The sequence below is a fragment of the Lachnospira hominis (ex Hitch et al. 2025) genome (genome assembly GCF_040096395.1).
Classification (GTDB): Bacteria; Bacillota; Clostridia; order Lachnospirales; family Lachnospiraceae; genus Lachnospira; species Lachnospira hominis.
Genome location: NZ_JBBMES010000019.1, coordinates 19,232 through 37,465, shown reverse-complemented (window position 1 = coordinate 37,465; position 18,234 = coordinate 19,232). Strand labels below are relative to the sequence as shown.

The 18,234-nt window shown below is 36.9% G+C and carries 17 protein-coding genes; all 17 read right to left on the bottom strand.

What is annotated here, in order from left to right; translation table 11 throughout:
• Window positions 1-50: 50 nt before the first annotated feature.
• The 17 genes from WMO38_RS12900 to WMO38_RS12820 all read right to left on the bottom strand — a co-directional run bounded on the left by WMO38_RS12900 (window position 51) and on the right by WMO38_RS12820 (window position 18,219).
• The gene (locus tag WMO38_RS12900) at window positions 51-1,202 is read right to left on the bottom strand and encodes an FtsW/RodA/SpoVE family cell cycle protein (RefSeq protein WP_349162980.1); all 1,152 of its coding nucleotides are present in this window, start codon (window positions 1,200-1,202) and stop codon (window positions 51-53) included.
• A gap of 36 nt (window positions 1,203-1,238) precedes the next feature.
• The gene (murD, locus tag WMO38_RS12895; protein WP_349162979.1) at window positions 1,239-2,597 is read right to left on the bottom strand and encodes a UDP-N-acetylmuramoyl-L-alanine--D-glutamate ligase; all 1,359 of its coding nucleotides are present in this window, start codon (window positions 2,595-2,597) and stop codon (window positions 1,239-1,241) included.
• A gap of 54 nt (window positions 2,598-2,651) precedes the next feature.
• Window positions 2,652-4,355 (bottom strand): peptidoglycan D,D-transpeptidase FtsI family protein, encoded by a 1,704-nt coding sequence (locus WMO38_RS12890; RefSeq protein WP_349162978.1) that lies wholly within the window; start codon window positions 4,353-4,355, stop codon window positions 2,652-2,654.
• 68 nt (window positions 4,356-4,423) lie between these two features.
• The gene (locus WMO38_RS12885; protein WP_349162977.1) at window positions 4,424-6,322 is read right to left on the bottom strand and encodes a peptidoglycan D,D-transpeptidase FtsI family protein; all 1,899 of its coding nucleotides are present in this window, start codon (window positions 6,320-6,322) and stop codon (window positions 4,424-4,426) included.
• A gap of 41 nt (window positions 6,323-6,363) precedes the next feature.
• A complete protein-coding gene (locus WMO38_RS12880) occupies window positions 6,364-6,876 on the bottom strand; it encodes a hypothetical protein (RefSeq protein ID WP_349162976.1) in 513 nt (170 codons plus the stop codon).
• Between the two features lie 2 nt (window positions 6,877-6,878).
• The gene (rsmH, locus tag WMO38_RS12875) at window positions 6,879-7,823 is read right to left on the bottom strand and encodes a 16S rRNA (cytosine(1402)-N(4))-methyltransferase RsmH (protein ID WP_349162975.1); all 945 of its coding nucleotides are present in this window, start codon (window positions 7,821-7,823) and stop codon (window positions 6,879-6,881) included.
• Between the two features lie 32 nt (window positions 7,824-7,855).
• Window positions 7,856-8,293 (bottom strand): division/cell wall cluster transcriptional repressor MraZ, encoded by a 438-nt coding sequence (gene mraZ / locus WMO38_RS12870; protein ID WP_021866125.1) that lies wholly within the window; start codon window positions 8,291-8,293, stop codon window positions 7,856-7,858.
• A gap of 253 nt (window positions 8,294-8,546) precedes the next feature.
• A complete protein-coding gene (ychF, locus tag WMO38_RS12865) occupies window positions 8,547-9,644 on the bottom strand; it encodes a redox-regulated ATPase YchF (RefSeq protein ID WP_021866126.1) in 1,098 nt (365 codons plus the stop codon).
• 89 nt (window positions 9,645-9,733) lie between these two features.
• Window positions 9,734-10,294 carry a chromate transporter gene (locus WMO38_RS12860; protein WP_349162974.1) on the bottom strand — a complete coding sequence of 187 codons (561 nt, stop codon included), beginning with the start codon at window positions 10,292-10,294 and terminating at the stop codon, window positions 9,734-9,736.
• Complete coding sequence (locus tag WMO38_RS12855) at window positions 10,291-10,866, bottom strand: chromate transporter (RefSeq protein ID WP_349162973.1); 576 nt, start codon at window positions 10,864-10,866, stop codon at window positions 10,291-10,293. Before WMO38_RS12855 ends, WMO38_RS12860 begins: the two co-directional genes overlap by 4 nt.
• A 59-nt stretch (window positions 10,867-10,925) precedes the next feature.
• On the bottom strand, window positions 10,926-11,309 hold the full coding sequence (locus tag WMO38_RS12850; protein WP_349162972.1) for a C-GCAxxG-C-C family protein: 384 nt from the start codon (window positions 11,307-11,309) through the stop codon (window positions 10,926-10,928).
• 142 nt (window positions 11,310-11,451) lie between these two features.
• Entirely contained in the window at window positions 11,452-12,969 is a 1,518-nt protein-coding gene (locus WMO38_RS12845; protein ID WP_349162971.1) for a hypothetical protein, read from the bottom strand.
• Between the two features lie 154 nt (window positions 12,970-13,123).
• On the bottom strand, window positions 13,124-13,603 hold the full coding sequence (gene tenpIN, locus WMO38_RS12840) for a type III toxin-antitoxin system TenpIN family toxin (RefSeq protein WP_349162970.1): 480 nt from the start codon (window positions 13,601-13,603) through the stop codon (window positions 13,124-13,126).
• 329 nt (window positions 13,604-13,932) lie between these two features.
• Window positions 13,933-14,589 carry a ribulose-phosphate 3-epimerase gene (gene rpe, locus WMO38_RS12835; protein WP_021866132.1) on the bottom strand — a complete coding sequence of 219 codons (657 nt, stop codon included), beginning with the start codon at window positions 14,587-14,589 and terminating at the stop codon, window positions 13,933-13,935.
• Window positions 14,590-14,616: 27 nt separating this feature from the next.
• Window positions 14,617-15,495: a ribosome small subunit-dependent GTPase A gene (gene rsgA / locus WMO38_RS12830; RefSeq protein WP_349162969.1), complete on the bottom strand. Its 879-nt coding sequence runs from the start codon at window positions 15,493-15,495 to the stop codon at window positions 14,617-14,619.
• Between the two features lie 6 nt (window positions 15,496-15,501).
• A complete protein-coding gene (pknB, locus tag WMO38_RS12825) occupies window positions 15,502-17,463 on the bottom strand; it encodes a Stk1 family PASTA domain-containing Ser/Thr kinase (RefSeq protein WP_349162968.1) in 1,962 nt (653 codons plus the stop codon).
• Window positions 17,464-17,496: 33 nt separating this feature from the next.
• Window positions 17,497-18,219 carry a Stp1/IreP family PP2C-type Ser/Thr phosphatase gene (locus tag WMO38_RS12820; protein WP_021866135.1) on the bottom strand — a complete coding sequence of 241 codons (723 nt, stop codon included), beginning with the start codon at window positions 18,217-18,219 and terminating at the stop codon, window positions 17,497-17,499.
• Between the last annotated feature and the right edge of the window lie 15 nt (window positions 18,220-18,234).

Below are 18,234 nucleotides of genomic sequence, written 5' to 3'. Positions count from 1 at the left end.
ATGCTATATAACATTATATGAATTTATTTACAATCTGTGCATCCATCCTGTCAGCTTTCCAGCCTTATTTTACTTGAAACGTTAAGAACAAGCCCTATTTCAGCCAGAAGTATTATCTCTGATGTTCCGCCATAACTTATAAATGGAAGTGAAACACCTGTATTTGGTATAAAATTAGTTACAACTGCAATATTAAGGACAACCTGTATCGCAATATGTGCAAATACACCCGATACAAGAAGTGTTCCGAATAAATCTGGTGCATTCTGTGCCACATGGGCAATTCTCCATAACATTACTCCAAAAACAATAATAACGAAAATAGCTCCAAAAAGTCCAAGTTCCTCGCATATTATCGAAAAAATCATATCATTTTGAGATTCAGGTATGTATCCCAGCTTTTGCAGACTCTTTCCAAGTCCTTTTCCAAAAAGTCCGCCTGAACCTATGGCATAAAGAGCCTGCACAGTCTGGAAGCCTTTATCGCTTGCATAATTTTCAGGATTTATCCAGACAAGCAGTCTGTTAAGCCTGAAACTCTCTGTCATATTTCCACTTTTAATCATATTCGTAAGCCATGCATAAATACCTCCGACACCGGCAGCCGCAAGCCCGGTCAATGCCACATATATTTTATATCCCGGATATGCTACAAATGTCTGAACAAATGCAATAAGAAAAATTATTATAGCACTACTCATATTATTTGAAATAACAAATACAAGTGCAGCCTCAACACCCCCGGTAAGAATACATATCAGCATTACATACCGGAACTTCTTTAACTTTGTTCCATATGAACAGACCGCCGAAGATACCATCATTATAACCGCAGGCTTACACACATCTGCCGGCTGTACACCAATTGAACCGAATCTTATCCAGCGGGTTGCACCATTTGCCTCACTGCCAAATGGAATTAATGCAAATACAAGAAGAGATGCAAATATAAAAAACGGAAATGCAAGTTTATGCCATACATGATAATCAATCCTGTATGCAATATACATGGCAACAAACCCCAGCAGCATAAACATAAGCTGTTTTTTGAAGTAGTATTGTGCATTGCCGAATTTCATCTGGGCAGTATATGAACTTGTACTATAAATCATTATAAGACCAAAGCCGGCAATAAATATTGTAACAAATAAAAGGCTATAGTCAAAATATCTTTTTACCGATTTCTTTCTGGTTCTATCCACAACTGTCTCCTTAATAACTTTTCTAATTTATAATATTTAAAGTGCATTTACATAATCTTTAAACATTCTTCCACGCTGTTCATAATTATCAAACATTCCCCAGCTTGCACATGCAGGAGAAAGAAGCACTACATCTCCTGGTTTCGCATTCTGTGCACATATTTTTACAACTTCTTCCATTGAATCAGCATAAATAATTGAATCAAATCCATACTTTTTGGCTGTCGCGGCAATTTTTTCACTTGTCTGACCTATAAGCACAAGAAGCTTCACTTTATCCTTGAATGCTTTTACATATAAATCAAATTCAGAACCTTTATCATATCCTCCACCGATAAGAATTGTAGGACGCTGCATTGCCTCAATTGCTTTGACTGCCGCTTCCGGATTTGTTCCTTTTGAATCATTGTAATACATTACATCATTTTTTGTCGCAACATATTCAATTCTGTGTTCAACTGCTTTAAATACACGTACCTGATTTACTATAATATCATCAGGCACACCTGCTGCCTTGCTTATTGCTACAGCCGCACAAACATTTTCATAATTGTGCTTTCCAAGCAGATTCATATCATGCACATTAATAATATCCTGTGTAGATGTGCCGTCTGTATATTTAATCATATCACCATCAACATATGCACCAACCGGAACCTTTCCATTACTTGAAAACCATACAACAGATGCTTTGCACTTGTTTTCGCCAAATTCTCTTAAACGCTCATCATCATAATTAAGTACACATGTATCCTGTTTTGTCTGATTAGCTGCAATCATTTCTTTTGTCTGTTCATAACATTCCATTGTATGATGTCTGTTAAGATGATCTGGTGTAATATTTAAAACTGCACTTACCTTCGGTGCAAATTCATGCACTGTTTCAAGCTGAAAACTGCTTATTTCTGCCACTGTATATGAATTTTCATCTGAATTTAACACTTCTTTTGTATAAGAATTGCCAATATTGCCGACAACAAATGTCTTTTTTGCCCATGCTCCGACAATCTGTCCTGTGAGTGCTGTTGTTGTTGTCTTTCCGTTAGTACCTGTTATTGCAAGCACCGTTCCTTTATCATAATTATATGCAAGTTCAACTTCTCCCCATACCGGAACGCCTGCCTTTTTAAATTCTACAACCACATGATTATCTATAGGTACGCCCGGGCTTATGACAAGCATATCTATTCCTTCCATATACTCTCTGCTGAATTCGCCAAGAATAATCTGTGCTTTATCTCCATTTAACTTCTTTATCACATCGTCTTCGCTAAGTTTTGAACCACCATCGTACAATACAACATCAGCTCCTACCTGATTAAGAAGATGTACTGCTCCGATTCCGCTTATTCCTGCTCCTACGACCATAATCTTTTTATTTTTTAAATCTAACATTTCAGCTTTCTCCCTTGCATGCTTTAAATTCGCTTTTATGTTCACATTTTACTCTCAATTATTCTGTATTTCAAGATAAGGCAGTATATTTTCAAAAAGCTCCCTTATAACGGGTGCCGCGATTGTTCCGCCATAATATATGCCCTGTGGTTCATCAATAAGACACATTGCTATTACCTTTGCATTATCAACAGGTGAAAATCCGATGAAGCTTGAAATATATTTTCCCGAGCCTCGCGGAAGTTTCTGCGAGGTTGCAGTTTTACCGCCTCCCTCTTCAACTACCTGCCTGAGAATATCTTTCATCATAAGACTTGTTTTTTCTTCTATGGCATTACTTTGAATTTCATAATTGAATTCAACCGCTGTTCCATCTGCCTCTGACACGCTTTTAACTGCAAAATGAGGTGTGACAAGATTTCCGCCGTTTATGATTGCACTTGCAGCACGAAGCATCTGAAGCGGTGTTATCTGGAATGACTGTCCGAAAGACATTGTTGCAAGTTCAACTTCACCTACATTTTCCTGCTTGTGAATGATTGTCGATGCTTCACCTGCTATATCAATTCCTGTCTTTTCAAGCAGCCCAAGTTTTCCCATATACTCAAAAAACCGTTCAGTTCCGACTCTTCTTCCCCACTCTATAAATGCCGGATTGCACGAGTTCATTACGGTCTGTGTAAACGTCTGTGTTCCATGTCCTGTCGTCTTGTGGCACCTTATTTTTCTGTCAGCAACAATAGCACTTCCTCCACATGTGAAATGGTCATTTAATGTTACACTCCCCGTTTCAAGTGCGGCAGTTGCTGTCACCATTTTAAATATTGAGCCTGGTTCATATGTATCATTAATACAGAAATTTCTCCACATATTATTTAATAAATCCATTTTTGATGTTCCTGTTGATGATATCAGCAAATCACTGTTTAATTCATACGGGTTATTCAAATCATATTCCGGTTCATTTGTCATAGCGAGAATCTCTCCGTTTTCAGGATTCATAACGATTATTGAAACGCTTTTTGCCTGTTTCTGTTCAAGAGTTTTTTGTGCAAGCTGCTGTGCATATGACTGTATATTAATATCTATGCTGGTATAAAGGTTACTCCCCTTTTCAGGTTCATCACGTTCTTCATTACCATTTTTCACCTCAACCCCCCACGCATCAGTCAGTGTGAGTATCTGCCCGGGAGTACCTGAAAGATATGCGTCGTATTTCGCTTCAAGTCCAAGTATCCCCTGATTGTCACTTCCTGTAAACCCAAGAACTTTGGAACATAATTTTGAATATGGATAATATCTTTTATAATCTTCATCCACTTTGACACCTGAATAATTATATTCTCTTATCCTGTCACCGGTCTCTTTGTCTACATTTGTCTTCACCCTCTCAATTGAGGATACTTTCTCAACCCTCTTTCTTGCAGCTTCTTCCGTAATGTCAAGCTCTTTTACAAGCATTTGTATTACTTCTTGTGGCTGTGTAATCTGGCTATGTATAACCGAAACGGTACATACTGTTTTGTTTGATGCAAGCACAACTCCGTTTCTGTCAAGGATTTCACCTCTTAACGCTTTTATGTCACGCTCTCTTTCATGCAGCTTTTGTGCCTTTTCAAGATAGTACGATGACTGGAATACACATACATATAAAAGTCTTATGCTTATAAGTAAGAGTGCGAGAATCACACATGTAATACTAACCAGCAGCTTCTTGCGGTGATAAGTCTTAACCATGCCTTCATCACGGTTTTTCATAAACATCTCCTGATATGTCAGTGGCTTACATAATTTTATGTACTATATAACGGATATAATCACTCTTTTTAATTATTATTTGTATTTGTTGTATCTGGAAGTTCTACAGTTGATTCAACTGCACTATTGGTTGTATCAACCGGTTCTGCCTTAATATCTTTATAAATATTAAGATATGGAAGAGCCTCCTCGTAGATACTTCTTGAAAGATTAAGTGCATCAAGAGAACTTCCTGATGTTCCGTTTGTCTCAAATGGTTCATCAATTACTGTATACAACACAAGCTGTGGGTCATCAGTAGGTGCACATCCTATATAAGATACAACCCACTTCTTATCTTCTCGCGGCTGTTTCTGTGCCGTTCCCGTTTTACCACCGATAGCATATCCTGCAACACCTGACTTTCTGGCAAGTCCTTCATCTACGCCGGCTCTTAAATATGTGCGTAGCAGCTGTGATGTCTCTGATGTTACAGTCTGTCTTACAAGATTAGGTTCTATCGTTTTTACGACTTCTCCTGTACTCTTTTCAATTCTTTTTACTATATGAGGCTGATAATAATTACCACCATTTACAAGTGATGAAAATGCCGCTGCCATCTGAACCATATTTACATTGATATTCTGTCCAAAAGAGTTACATGCTGCATCAATGACTTTCATCTTCTCACCGATTGTAAGACCGGCTTCCTCGCCCGGCAAATCAATGCCTGTCCTGTTACCAAATCCAAAAAGTGCCTCATATTTCGCAATTTTCACACCACCAAGCTTTGCTGCAATCTGCATCATAGTCGGATTACATGACTGGATAAGACCTTCTTTTACTGTAACAGTACCATGTCCGCTGTGTTCATGGCAGTTGATTATGCTTCCGCTGACTTCCATGAAACCGCCGCAGTAAAATGTATCGCCATCATGTATAACACCTTCCTCAAGTCCCTCTGCTACCGTAAATGGCTTGAAAGTTGAACCCGGCTCATATATAGTAGAAACACAATAATTACTCCACAATGCATACATGGCATTAGTCATCTCTATATCAGTCATTGTGCTCAATTCTTCCTGTGTGTACACACCACTCAGGTCTCTCGGATTGTTAAGATTAAATGTCGGATAACTTGCCATTGCAAGAATCTCCCCCGTCTTTGGATTCATTGCAATTACAGCCGTTGACTTTGATGGTCTTTCGGCATTTAATTCTTTTATTTTATTTTCAATTATGCTCTGTACTTTATAATCTATTGTTGTCACAAGATTATAGCCATCTTCAGCTTTTTTCTCCTGTGTCTCAACATCAAGATTTTCACCTACATAACTGTATGAAATACCATCGGTTCCGGACAGTTCCTCATCATAATAATTTTCAAGCCCAAGCTCACCGCCATTTGCAGCACTTGCAAATCCAATTACATCGGCCGCCAGTGTAGAAAATGGATATTTTCTTATATAGCTGTCTTCAAACCACACACCTTTTATATATGGATTATTTTTTGTATCTTCCACACGGTTCTCAAATTCTGAGATTTCATCTTTTGTCAGCTCTTTTAACAGCTTCTCATACTGGCTTGTGCTTTTAGTTGCAAGAATTGACTCAAGATCACTTCTTTTTAAATCAAAACATTCTGTCAATGCCGTAAGTGTCGGTTCTTTATACTTTTCATCAGACAATATAAGTTTCGGGTCAAGTATCAGGTTGTATACTCTCTCACTATACGCAAGAACTGTTCCATTAGCATCCTGAATCTGACCTCTCTTGTAAGGTATTGTTGTAGATGTATAACTCTGATGGTCAAGTACCGTCTTAGAATAAGCTTCTCCGTGATTATAATTGATGAGAAGTATTCTCACTGCCAATGCAAAGAGTGCAAGAATTATAACAAAAAAGGCAACGCCCATTTTGTTTTGTACTTTCCTAAGCATTGCCTTTTTTCTTCTGTATTTATTACGTCTAAGTTCTTCGTTATTCATATGCGTTCCGAATTCTCCCATATATCAAATGTAATATACTCTTATGGAATATCATGATACTGTTTTACGTACTCACTTACTCCCGCATCATATGTAATAACCTGATCTCTCTCAGGATAAACCATTCCAAGTTCATTTACAGCTGTATTATAAATCTGTTCGTAGTCTATGCCTGCATTAATTTCAAGTTCAAGTTCATCATTAGAATTAGTAAGTTCATTAAGTTCTGACTGAAGCTTTGTAACTGCTGTTGAGTTTGTCTTGACCTGTGACTGGACATTCAGATATTGTAAGCATATTGCAAATATTGTAATAATAATAGCTGACACTCCGACTGTATACAGGAAATTAAGTCTGTTGGCACGATGTATTGCCTTACGCTTCTTTCTGATGGCAATCCGGTCTTCCTCTGTTATTTCAACTTCCTTAGGTATATCATATTCTTCATATCTTCTCTGTGGTGCAGCTGCAAGTTTTCTTGCTGTATTTCCACTCACATATGAACTTGTGCCATATTTTTGTCTTCTTTGATTTTCAACTCTCCTACCAGCCATTTTTAAGCCTCCCCTGCTCTTTCAAACACTCTTAACTTAGCACTTTTCGAACGTGAATTAACACTAAGTTCTTCTTCAGACGGAAGTATCGGTTTTCTTGTAATAACCTTTCCCTTTGATTTCTTTCCACATACACATACCGGAAAATCTGGTGGACATGTACATGGGTTCTCATTATTTTTAAATCTTACTTTTACAATTCTGTCCTCAAGAGAATGGAATGTAATAATACATAATCTTCCATCCGCATTTAGGCGGTCTATCATTGTATCAATAGAATTTTCAAGAACATCAAGCTCATGATTTAATTCTATTCTTATTGCCTGAAATGTCCTTTTTGCGGGATGTCCTCCGTTAATCCTGCACTTCATCGGTATAGCTGCCTTTATGACATCATTGAGTTCAAATGTTGTCTCTATTGGCTTTTCAGTACGTCTTGCAACTATATGTTTTGCAATATTTTTTGCAAATTTATCTTCTCCATAATCACGGATTATTCTGTATAAATCAAATTCACTGTATGTATTTACTATGTCTTTTGCTGTTATCTGCTGCCTCTGATCCATTCTCATATCAAGAGGTGCATCTACATTATATGTAAATCCACGTTCAGCTGTATCAAGCTGATAAGATGAAACTCCAAGGTCAAGTATTATTCCGTCAACCTTGACTATTCCCAGTTCGTCAAGTACATCTGCAATATTACAATAATTATTTCTTACTATCGTAACCCTGTCAGCAAATTCCTTTAATCTGTCTGTAGCTGCCTTAATCGCATCTGCATCCTGGTCTATTCCTATAAGTCTTCCTCCGGCAGTGAGTCTTTTAGCAATCTCATATGAATGTCCGCCTCCGCCAAGCGTTCCATCCACATAAATACCATCCGGCTTTATATTCAGATTTTCAATTGTCTCTTCCAATAAAACTGATTTGTGCTTAAACTCCATATCCGAATCTTTCCTTTACACTTAGTAAACTGCTATATACTAAATCCCAGACTTTCCATATTTTCTGCCACTTCATCCATGTCACCATCATATGTATTCATAGATTCATCCCAGCGTTCTCTGCTCCATATTTCGATTCTGCTTGCAACTCCGACAAGCACAACGTCCTTCTCGAGACTGGCAAACTCCCTTAAAACCTGTGGGAGAAGTATTCTTCCCTGTTTATCAACTTCGCATGCCGCTGCTCCGGCAAGGAAAAAACGTGTAAACTGTCTGGCATTTTTATTAGTAAGTGGTAAGCTTTTCAGCTTTTCTTCAAATCTGGTCCATTCATCATTCGGGTAAACAAAAAGGCAGCCGTCAAGACCTTTGGTAACAATAAAATTATCACCTAATATTTCACGGAACTTCGCCGGTACAATAAGACGCCCTTTGGCATCAATTGTATGGTTATATTCTCCCATAAACATAATTTCGTGCCTCCATTTACCACTTTAAACCATTTGCTACCACTTTCCACCACTTTATGGTCAATTTTATACTTATTTTAGATAAAATACAAGTCTTTTTTGTACAAAAAAAACAGAGCAAATATTGGAAATTCCTCAATATCTGCTCTGTTTATATTTATATAGTGTATTAACGTAGTAAAGTCCACAATATATAGTTTTTTTATTTTGTAATATATTTCACAAAATTTTTATAATTCTTTATAAATTGGTTTTATACATTGAATCTGAAAAGAATAACATCGCCATCTTTAACAACATATTCTTTTCCTTCCATTCTTACAAGACCTTTTTCTTTTGCAGCATTATATGAACCGCAGTTAATTAAATCGTCATAAGATACAACTTCTGCCTTAATAAAGCCTCTCTCAAAATCACTGTGAATCTTTCCGGCTGCCTGAGGTGCTTTTGTACCCTTAGTAATTGTCCACGCTCTTGTCTCTGTCTCACCTGCTGTGAGATAGCTGATAAGTCCAAGAAGACTGTAGCTTGCTGAAATAAGCTTGTCAAGTCCTGAAGACTTGAGTCCAAGGTCTTCGAGGAACATCTTCTTCTCATCATCATCAAGTTCTGAAATTTCCTGCTCAATCTGTGCACAGATTACAAATACTCCACAATGTTCTTTCTCTGCAAATTCACGTACTGCCTGAACATACTTGTTATCAGCACCATCATTTGCCAGATCATCCTCTGTTACATTTGCCGCAAAAATTACAGGCTTTGCTGTAAGAAGATTGTATTCTTTGAAAAATGCCTCTTCATCTTCATCTTCAAGTTCAAAATTCTTTGCAAGATTGCCTGCTTCAAGGAACGCAATAAGTCTCTCAATCAAATCACATTCTTTTGCAATCTCTTTATTGTTATATGATGCTCTCTTCTGCTTAGAAAGTCTTCTCTCGAGAACTTCCATATCTGAGAAAATAAGCTCAAGATTAATTGTCTCAATATCTCTTAATGGGTCAATTGAACCATCTACATGAACAATATTGCTGTCTTCAAAACATCTTACAACATGGACAATCGCATCAACTTCCCTGATATTTGCAAGGAACTGATTACCAAGTCCTTCACCTTTTGATGCACCTTTAACAAGACCGGCAATATCAACAAATTCAATAACAGCAGGTGTAATCTTTGCTGAATTATAGAGTGCTGCAAGTCTGTCAAGTCTTTCATCTGGAACTGTAACAACGCCAACATTAGGATCAATTGTACAGAACGGATAGTTTGCAGACTCAGCTCCGGCTTTTGTAAGTGAATTAAATAATGTACTCTTACCAACATTTGGCAGACCTACGATACCAAGTTTCATAATTTATTTTCTCCTTTAAAAGTATTTAATGTCATAATACAATAGAATATAGTATATCACATATATGGTAAAATGTACATTTCTTATTTTTATGCAATATATCCGGCTGCTATCCCTAATATTGCACTTAAAATGATTATTATAATCGGATGTACTTTTTTAAATGACAAAATAAGTGCAATCACAAGTATTCCTGCGGAAACATATGTACCTGCTGCCTTAAAAATTCCCACTGCTAATCCATCAGGAATAAATACTTCCCTGCCTACTGATATAACTGAAGCTCCGATAAGTCCGACAACTGCTGGTTTAAGTCCGCTCATACACCCTTTTATAATGCCGCTGTCCCTGAATTTCTTATAACATCCGGCTATTATGAGAATTATTATAAACGACGGCAGCACAACACCAAGTGTTGCACATACCGAACCGGCAATACCGGCAACTTCTTCTCCTACATATGTAGCAACATTTACAGCAAATGAGCCCGGCGTACTTTCGCTGACCGCTATAAAATTAACGATATCCTGTTCATCCATCCACCCATGTGCCACGACTTCACTCTCTACAAGCGGAAGCATTGCATAGCCTCCTCCGAATGTAAAAGCACCTATTTTAAAAAATGTCCATAATAATCTGATATATATCATATATTCTGCTTCTCATTTCCTGTTTTTATATAAGATGTTATAAGTCCAAATAATGCACAGCATGCTATAACAATAATTACATTAACATCAGCAAATGCACTTAAAACAAATACTGCAGCCATAACTATATATGTCACAGCTGACTTTTTAACATTCTTGTACATAAGCCACAATGCTCTTATTATAAGTGCCAGTACACCAGCTCGTACACCATTAAATGCATACTTTACAATCTGTATATCCTGAAATCTTTTCAATACAAAAGAAATCGCCAGTATTATTACAAATGACGGCAGTATCATGCCAGCCGTTCCAACAACAGCTCCCCAAAATCCGCCAACACGATACCCTACAAATGTCGAAGTATTTATCGCTATGGGGCCCGGCGTACTCTCTGCTATTGCTACAATATTAAGTATATCTTCATCATCTACCCATTTTCTTTTCACCACAGTCTCTCTCTGAATAAGCGGAATCATTGCATAACCACCGCCGAAAGTGAATGTGCCTATTTTCATAAATGTTATAAAAAGCTGTAAAAGTATTCTGGATTTTTTTTCATTTTCTTTCATAAAAATATCCTCTGATAATTATTAAATAACACATTAAAAGTATAGCTCAAAATACCATCTTATTTTAATTCATCCTCAAGAAATAACGCTGCATCTTTCACACAGTCAATACATTCTCTTTTTACAACTCCATCAGTTATTCCTTTTAATTCCTTACAGACAACTGTACCATTTTGTTCCTTAAATCTATTGATTATTCTTCTTGAACCCTGCATTGTTTTCACGGCATCTTTATTAATCATACCTAATACACTAACTGCACCTATTATCGCTCCACATGTTGCTTCCATACTGCCTCCAATACCAGCAGCAAAACCCTGTGTAAGATTTTTTGCTGTTTCTTCATCAATACCAGCCATGTCACAATACGTGCATGCCACTGCCTGGGCACAATTATAACCACAATTTTTTCTTTTTGCCGCTTCATTCACTTTTGATTGCATAGACATATTTCCTCTTTTATCTGTATTTTGTAATAATAATATCATTATTTACTAACCTTCTCAATACTATTCTCTCATAATTTTAGGCGGCCATCGTTTCCGATAGCCGCCTTGCAATTTAATACATTTTATTGTTTATATATTATATTGTTTTTCTGTTTACAACAGCCGTACCAATAACTGTACTTGCACTTACAACCAGCAGGGCAATCCACAATACAAGATTCATCTTGTCTCCTGTCTCTGGAGATGTTATTGCAGACGTGTCGTTATTCTGTTCACCTGTTGTGCCATTATTCTGATTTTTGTCAGAAGTATCTGTATACTGTGAGTTGTTTGAGCCATCCTGAATTTCGTCATTTACAACAGGCAGCTTGTCAATCGCTTCCGTTTTTGTTGCTTTACATACATCACATGTGAAAGTTTTCTCACCTTCAGCATCGGTTGTAGGCTCCTTTGTAATTACGCCCTCATCCCATGTATGTTCTGCATCATCAAGCACTTTGGAACAAACCTCACATTCATGCCAGTGTAAAATACCATTGTGTTCCCATTCTCCCAAAACATGTGTATGTGGTATCAACACAATATTATTACCATCATGTTTAACATCGAAGTTAAAATTGTCACTAAAAAATATTGCACTGTAATCTTTGTCCGCATCGGCACCTGTTACGACAACGTCACCAACTTTACTGTCATACTTGCTGACGCCTATCTTTCCTGTCAGTTTACCGCCGATTGTGAGTGTTCCTCCTTCTCCCATATAAGCATTGCTGTAATTTCTGCTGTTTTTTCCGTTTCCGGAAATCTTTGCATCACCTGACACAGTCATTGTGCCGAGATTGTATACACCGCCTCCTGTTAAATTTGATTTGTTACCACTAATCTCACCGCCATACATGTTAAATTCGCTGTCTTTTGAAACATAGACACCGCCGCCGTGTCCTTCAATGGCTTCACCTGTTGAAGAATCCTTTCCGCTTACAGCTTTGTTATTAGTGATTGTTCCGCCATACATGTTCATTGTACAGTTCGGTTCAATAAACACACCACCGCCGTTGTTGGCCTTATCAGCAATATTGTTGGTCACTCCAAATGTAAAATTATTAGTGATATTTCCTCCATACATATTAAATGTTCCTGCTGTAGTTATTCCGTGTCCTGCAGAATAAATACCTTTGTGTGAAATATTTCCTCCGCCTTTACAATCGGTCAAAGTAAGACTTTTTCCTTTAATAACTTCAATTACAGAACTTTGTGATGAAGCCAGTATAATACTGTGACCGTTAAGGCAAAGATTTACATCTCCGTCAATAAAAAGAACAGGCATTTCTATAAGTTCATAACTAAACTCAAGGTCCGTGTCAAGATAATAATTTCCGCTTTCCAATGAATACGCATCATATGAAACATATGGTGTAAGAGCAGTTTCTCTTGTTTCCCACTCTCCGTCACCCATCATAAGTTTTCCGTCTTTCATATACAATCTTGTAGAATACTCTGTCTGCGTATCGCTTATATGGTCTCCTTTTTCTGTATGCTGTGCACCGCATATGCAATGTTTGTGTCCTGTTTCTTCCGCCTTTACTTTATAGGCAGGTAGAATTGCTGCCACCATGGCAAGACCGATTAAAATTGTAAATAATTTATTCTTCATCTTGTTTCCTCCTTCACATTTGAAATAAAATGTACTTCTATTTAATTGTTTCTGCTATACGTTGTATTTATAATATAAAAAATAAAACATCTTGTGTAACAATTTGCACGAATTACAGTTTTTTCAGCACGAATGAAATGCAGGAAGGATTTTCTTATATTCCCAATTCTTTATGAAAATATTTCAACGGAGAAAAACCATACCTTCTGTCAAATTCTTTTTTATGTAACGGCTTTTCACCTTTCATATGTGCAATATAATCTTCAACAAAATTTAATGACTCTTTTTTTATACGTCCAAGATTCACCATAGTCTCATTAAATTCATCTTTATCAATAATCGCATCTGTAGAATCAATATATTCTGATTTCTCTATAATAACTATTTTGCTGTAATCCAATCCTGATTTATGTTTTTTTGCTCTTAATGTATTGGTAAAATGAAATGCATATCTATGACTGATTTCTGTTCTATATGGAATACATATAAAATAATTATAATGAGTCTGAAACAATAAACAATTATACGCTCTCTGTTTTTTCTTTAAAATCTCTCTATATGGCGGATTAGGGTATGCCTTATAAAATGCGTCCGTCAATTTTAGAATCTGATAATCATTCTCAGATAATATCATTCAATTTTCTCCTTTGGGAAATATCTGCTTGATTAAGCAGGGTAAAAGAAACGAGAGACTTTTATAAGCCTCTCGTAATCAGCTTCATCACTCGGTCAATTTTTATTTTACCGTCCTGTCAGAACCGTCACAGGACTCATTACTCGGTCAATTTTTATTTTACCGTCCTGTCAGAACCGTTACAGGACTCATCATAGATGATGAAGAGAACTTTATCTGTTCCTATCTGTATTATATACATGTTTTTTGTAAATATCAACACTTTTTTATTAATTTACATAATTAATTTTGAGTCCTGTCAGAACCGTCACAGGACTCATCATAAAATATTACCATACACTCATAATACTCTTAAATTTCTTAACATTTTCAGCGGCATCACCTCTGAAAATTGCAGAACCTGCAACAATGACATTGGCACCTGCTTCAAGAACCGTTGCCAGATTGTCAATATTAATTCCGCCATCGACCTCGATATCATATGAAAGATTCAACTCATCTCTTAATCTTTTGACTTCTTTTATCTTATCGACTGATGAAGTAATAAACTTCTGCCCTCCAAATCCCGGATTAACACTCATAATCAATACCATATCAACTCTGTTAAGATAAGGTTTTATAGCTGATACCGGTGTGTCCGGATTTAAGGTTATACCAACTTTGAGCTTATACTCTCTTATTTTCTCAATTGTTGCAACAACATCCGAACACGCCTCAACATGAACAGTAATCATGTCCGCTCCTGATGCAGCAAAATCAGCAATATATCTTATTGGCTCGCTTATCATAAGATGAACATCAAAGACTTTGCCTGTTGATTTTCTTATTGACTTTATAACAGGCATTCCATAAGAAATGCTCGGAACAAACATTCCATCCATTACATCAACATGGATATATTCTGCCCCGGCATTATCTATTGTCTCAATCTCTTCTCCCAGCTTGGTAAAATCTGCTGAAAGAATAGACGGCGATAAAATATTCATAATTTTCTCCTTGTTCTTCAAAAGAAATTAATACTTCTTTTTATTTTTCAACTCTTCATACAAAGTGACATAACTTTGATATCTGTCTTTGCTTAGTATTCCCTCATCAACAGCCATTTTAACCGCACATCCCGGCTCATTTACATGAACACAGCCATTAAATCTGCATTTACCTTCAAATTCTTCAAAATCCGGAAAATAATATCTTAAATCCTCTTTTTCCAGTTCAGGAAGCATAAGTGAAGTAAATCCCGGTGTATCACATATATATGACTTTCCATACATATTAAATATCTCTGAATGCCTTGTAGTATGTCTTCCTCTTCCGATTCTGCTTATTCCGCCTGTCTCCATTGTATCTGAATCAAGTAAAATATTAGTAAATGACGATTTACCAACACCTGATGGTCCTGCAAGAATTGTTGTTTTATCATGCAGAAGTTTCTTTAATTCATCTACGCCTTTATTCTCGTATATGCTCATAAATAAAACACAGCATCCACATTTTTCATATATGCTGCGAAGCCTTTCCTGCTCTTTTTCGTCTACAAGTTCCACTTTATTAAAACATACTATAACTGGTACATTCTGGTAATCCATCATAACAAGAAATCTGTCCAGCAGATTCAGGTTTGGAGCAGGATCTTTAATTGCAAATAAAAGCAGTGCCTGGTCAATATTAGCCGCAGCGGGACGTATAAGCTCATTTTTCCGCTCAAGTATCTCTTCAATATTGCCTTTGAAATTTTCTTCGTCAATTATTTCAATACGTACGTTATCTCCTACAAGCGGTTTGATTTTTTTATTTCTGAAGGTTCCTTTTGCTTTACATTCATAAATACCGCAGGCCTCTACATGAACGTAGTAGAAGCCTGCAATACCTTTAATTATTTTTCCGTAAACCATATTCTGTTAGTTACTGCCTGCAGCACCCTGCTGGCTGTTATTTCCTGTATTATTTCCTGAACCGGAATTATTATTTCCCGCTCCGCTCCCAGGTGCAGCAGGTGTTGTCTCCTGACCTTTACTTACATAAATCTTAACGGATGAGCCTTCCTCAGCTGACTGTCCTGCTGATGGGCTGGTATTAATTACTGTATCTTTCTTAGTGCCACCCTCTTTATATTCAATACTATAATTAAGTCCCAATGAACTAAGAGTATTCTGTGCATCTTTAAGATTCATTCCTGCAAGACTTGGCACTGTAACCATCTTTGTCTCTTTGCCCTGGCTTACTGTAATTGTTACAGTTGAACCCGGTGATACAGTTGTGCTGCCTGAAGGTGACTGGCTTATTACCTTGCCCTGTTCTACTGAATCACTGTATGACTGTTTTACCGATACCTTAAATCCGGCAGACTCAAGTAGCGATGATGCTCCAACCTGATCCTGTCCGACAACATTAGGAACTGATGAACTTTCAGGACCTGAACTTATTGAAAGTGTTATTGTTGTATTCTTTGCTACCTTTGTACCTGAACTTGTTCCCTGTGAAATTACTGTTCCTTCAGGGATTGTATTCGATGGCTGATACGTCGCCTTATATCCAAGACCAAGTGAATTAAGTGTTGTCTTTGCTTCTTCCTCAGTCTTACCGATAACACTAGGAACAGAAACTTTCTTTGAAGCATCTTCTTTTGAAGCTGCTGTAGTTGTCTGTGCCTGAGTTGTTGTTTCCTCTTCCTTTTTATTTGAAGAACCACCTATGAAAAGTTTTGCAACAACAAATATTGTTATAATAACTATTAATGCTATAATTCCGGCACCAATCCACTTGAATATCTTATCAAGTTTATCATTATTCTCATCGTCAATATCTTCTTCATCGTCATCATCGGAATCAGAATCTTCTTCATCGTCATCATCGTCAAGAAGTTCATCATCTAATAATTCATCATCGATATCTTCACTGTCTTTTTTATTTTCTGCCATACTTTCATTACTATTCTGATTTTCCTGTTCATCATTATTTTCGCTGCTTTCCTCTGCAGCCTGAACTGTTTCAGGCTGACCAGGTGCATTATATACAGGCATCATCTTAACAAAATTCTCATCAGGTGCCACAAGAGATTTTTTCAAATCAGCAATAAGTTCTGCTGCATCCTGATATCTTCTCTCTGTTTTTTTCTGTGTACATTTAAGTACAATCATATCAATGCTTACAGGAATACCATCGGCAACTGTCGATGGCTTTGGAATCTCTTCCTGTATGTGCTGTACAGCTACAGAAACTGTTGAATCCCCATCAAACGGAACTGTTCCGGTAAGCATCTCAAATAGTGTAATACCAAATGAATATATATCACTTCTCTCATCTGAATAACCACCTCTGGCCTGTTCAGGGCTTATATAATGAACAGAACCCATTGTAGAAGATGTAATTGTACTTGAAGATGCTGCTTTTGCTATACCAAAATCAGTAACCTTGACTTTGCCATCCCTTGAAATAATAATGTTCTGCGGTTTGATATCGCGGTGCACGATATGATGGCTGTGAGCCGCCTGCATGCCTTTTGCTACCTGGATTGCAATGCTTACAGCCTCTTTATATGGAATCTTTCCCTTCTTTTCTATATATTTTTTAAGGGTAATTCCCTCTACAAGTTCCATTACAATATAATAAATGCCATTTTCATCACCAACATCATATACATTTACAATATTAGGATGTGTAAGTCCTGCTGCTGCCTGTGCTTCTGCACGGAATTTTGATACAAAAGTCTTATCTTCGCTATACTCTTTTTTCAAGACCTTGATTGCTACAAATCTGTTGAGCTTATGACACTTTGCTCTGTAGACATCAGACATTCCACCTGTACCAATCTGTTCCAGAATTTCATATCTGTCTGCCAAAAACATTCCTTTTCTTAACATAAAATTCTCCATTTCTGTTTGCTGTTTCACCTTTTAAGGTTTTATTAAAATGACTGAAATATTATCTTTACCGCCATTACTATTAGCTGTATCAACTAATGTTTCTGCTGTTTTATCAAGCGGCAGATTCTGTTTAACAATCTTAAATATATCTTCGTCTTCAATCATATTCGTAAGTCCGTCAGAACACATCATAATTATATCATCCGGCATAAGTTCTACGCAAAACATTTCCGGTTCAACATAACTGTCTCCACCTATAGCTCTTGTAATAATATTTTTCCTTTTATGTGTTCTTGCTTCTTTTCTGTCTATTTCTCCCATAGAAACCATTTCCTCAACAAGCGAATGATCTCTTGTAATCTGACGTATGCCATCTGTACCTATAACATACAGTCTGCTGTCACCGACATTTGCAACACGAAGCATTTCATCTTTAATCGTAGCAACAACAAGAGTTGTTCCCATTCCTGTATAGTCAGGTGACTCTTTTGCCTTTTCAAGAAGCATCGTATTTACCTTTGTAACTGCCTCACTTATAACCGTTATGTCATCTTTTTCAGTAGCATTTTCTATTAAAGATACAAATTCATCAACAGTGTACCTTGATGCAACGTCTCCTGCCTTATGTCCTCCCATGCCGTCAGCAACTATAAACAAATTCGGAAGATGCCCTGTCTGTTTCAGGGTAAAATAGACATAATCCTGATTAATTTTTCTTTCAATCCCCACATCTGTCAAAGCAAATGCTTCCATTGTTATCTCCATTCT

Excerpts from the sequence above, each read along its gene's own strand:
- WMO38_RS12850 (WP_349162972.1), bottom strand. The coding sequence starts at position 11,309 with ATGCAATCAAAAGTGAATGAAGCGGCAAAAAGAAAAAATTGTGGTTAT.
- WMO38_RS12855 (WP_349162973.1), bottom strand. The coding sequence starts at position 10,866 with ATGAAAGAAAATGAAAAAAAATCCAGAATACTTTTACAGCTTTTTATA.
- WMO38_RS12845 (WP_349162971.1), bottom strand. The coding sequence starts at position 12,969 with ATGAAGAATAAATTATTTACAATTTTAATCGGTCTTGCCATGGTGGCA.
- murD (WP_349162979.1), bottom strand. The coding sequence starts at position 2,597 with ATGTTAGATTTAAAAAATAAAAAGATTATGGTCGTAGGAGCAGGAATA.
- WMO38_RS12820 (WP_021866135.1), bottom strand. The coding sequence starts at position 18,219 with ATGGAAGCATTTGCTTTGACAGATGTGGGGATTGAAAGAAAAATTAAT.
- WMO38_RS12860 (WP_349162974.1), bottom strand. The coding sequence starts at position 10,294 with ATGATATATATCAGATTATTATGGACATTTTTTAAAATAGGTGCTTTT.
- rsgA (WP_349162969.1), bottom strand. The coding sequence starts at position 15,495 with ATGGTTTACGGAAAAATAATTAAAGGTATTGCAGGCTTCTACTACGTT.
- tenpIN (WP_349162970.1), bottom strand. The coding sequence starts at position 13,603 with ATGATATTATCTGAGAATGATTATCAGATTCTAAAATTGACGGACGCA.
- rpe (WP_021866132.1), bottom strand. The coding sequence starts at position 14,589 with ATGAATATTTTATCGCCGTCTATTCTTTCAGCAGATTTTACCAAGCTG.
- pknB (WP_349162968.1), bottom strand. The coding sequence starts at position 17,463 with ATGTTAAGAAAAGGAATGTTTTTGGCAGACAGATATGAAATTCTGGAA.
- mraZ (WP_021866125.1), bottom strand. The coding sequence starts at position 8,293 with ATGTTTATGGGAGAATATAACCATACAATTGATGCCAAAGGGCGTCTT.
- WMO38_RS12885 (WP_349162977.1), bottom strand. The coding sequence starts at position 6,322 with ATGAATAACGAAGAACTTAGACGTAATAAATACAGAAGAAAAAAGGCA.
- WMO38_RS12890 (WP_349162978.1), bottom strand. The coding sequence starts at position 4,355 with ATGAAAAACCGTGATGAAGGCATGGTTAAGACTTATCACCGCAAGAAG.
- rsmH (WP_349162975.1), bottom strand. The coding sequence starts at position 7,823 with ATGGAGTTTAAGCACAAATCAGTTTTATTGGAAGAGACAATTGAAAAT.
- ychF (WP_021866126.1), bottom strand. The coding sequence starts at position 9,644 with ATGAAACTTGGTATCGTAGGTCTGCCAAATGTTGGTAAGAGTACATTA.
- WMO38_RS12880 (WP_349162976.1), bottom strand. The coding sequence starts at position 6,876 with ATGGCTGGTAGGAGAGTTGAAAATCAAAGAAGACAAAAATATGGCACA.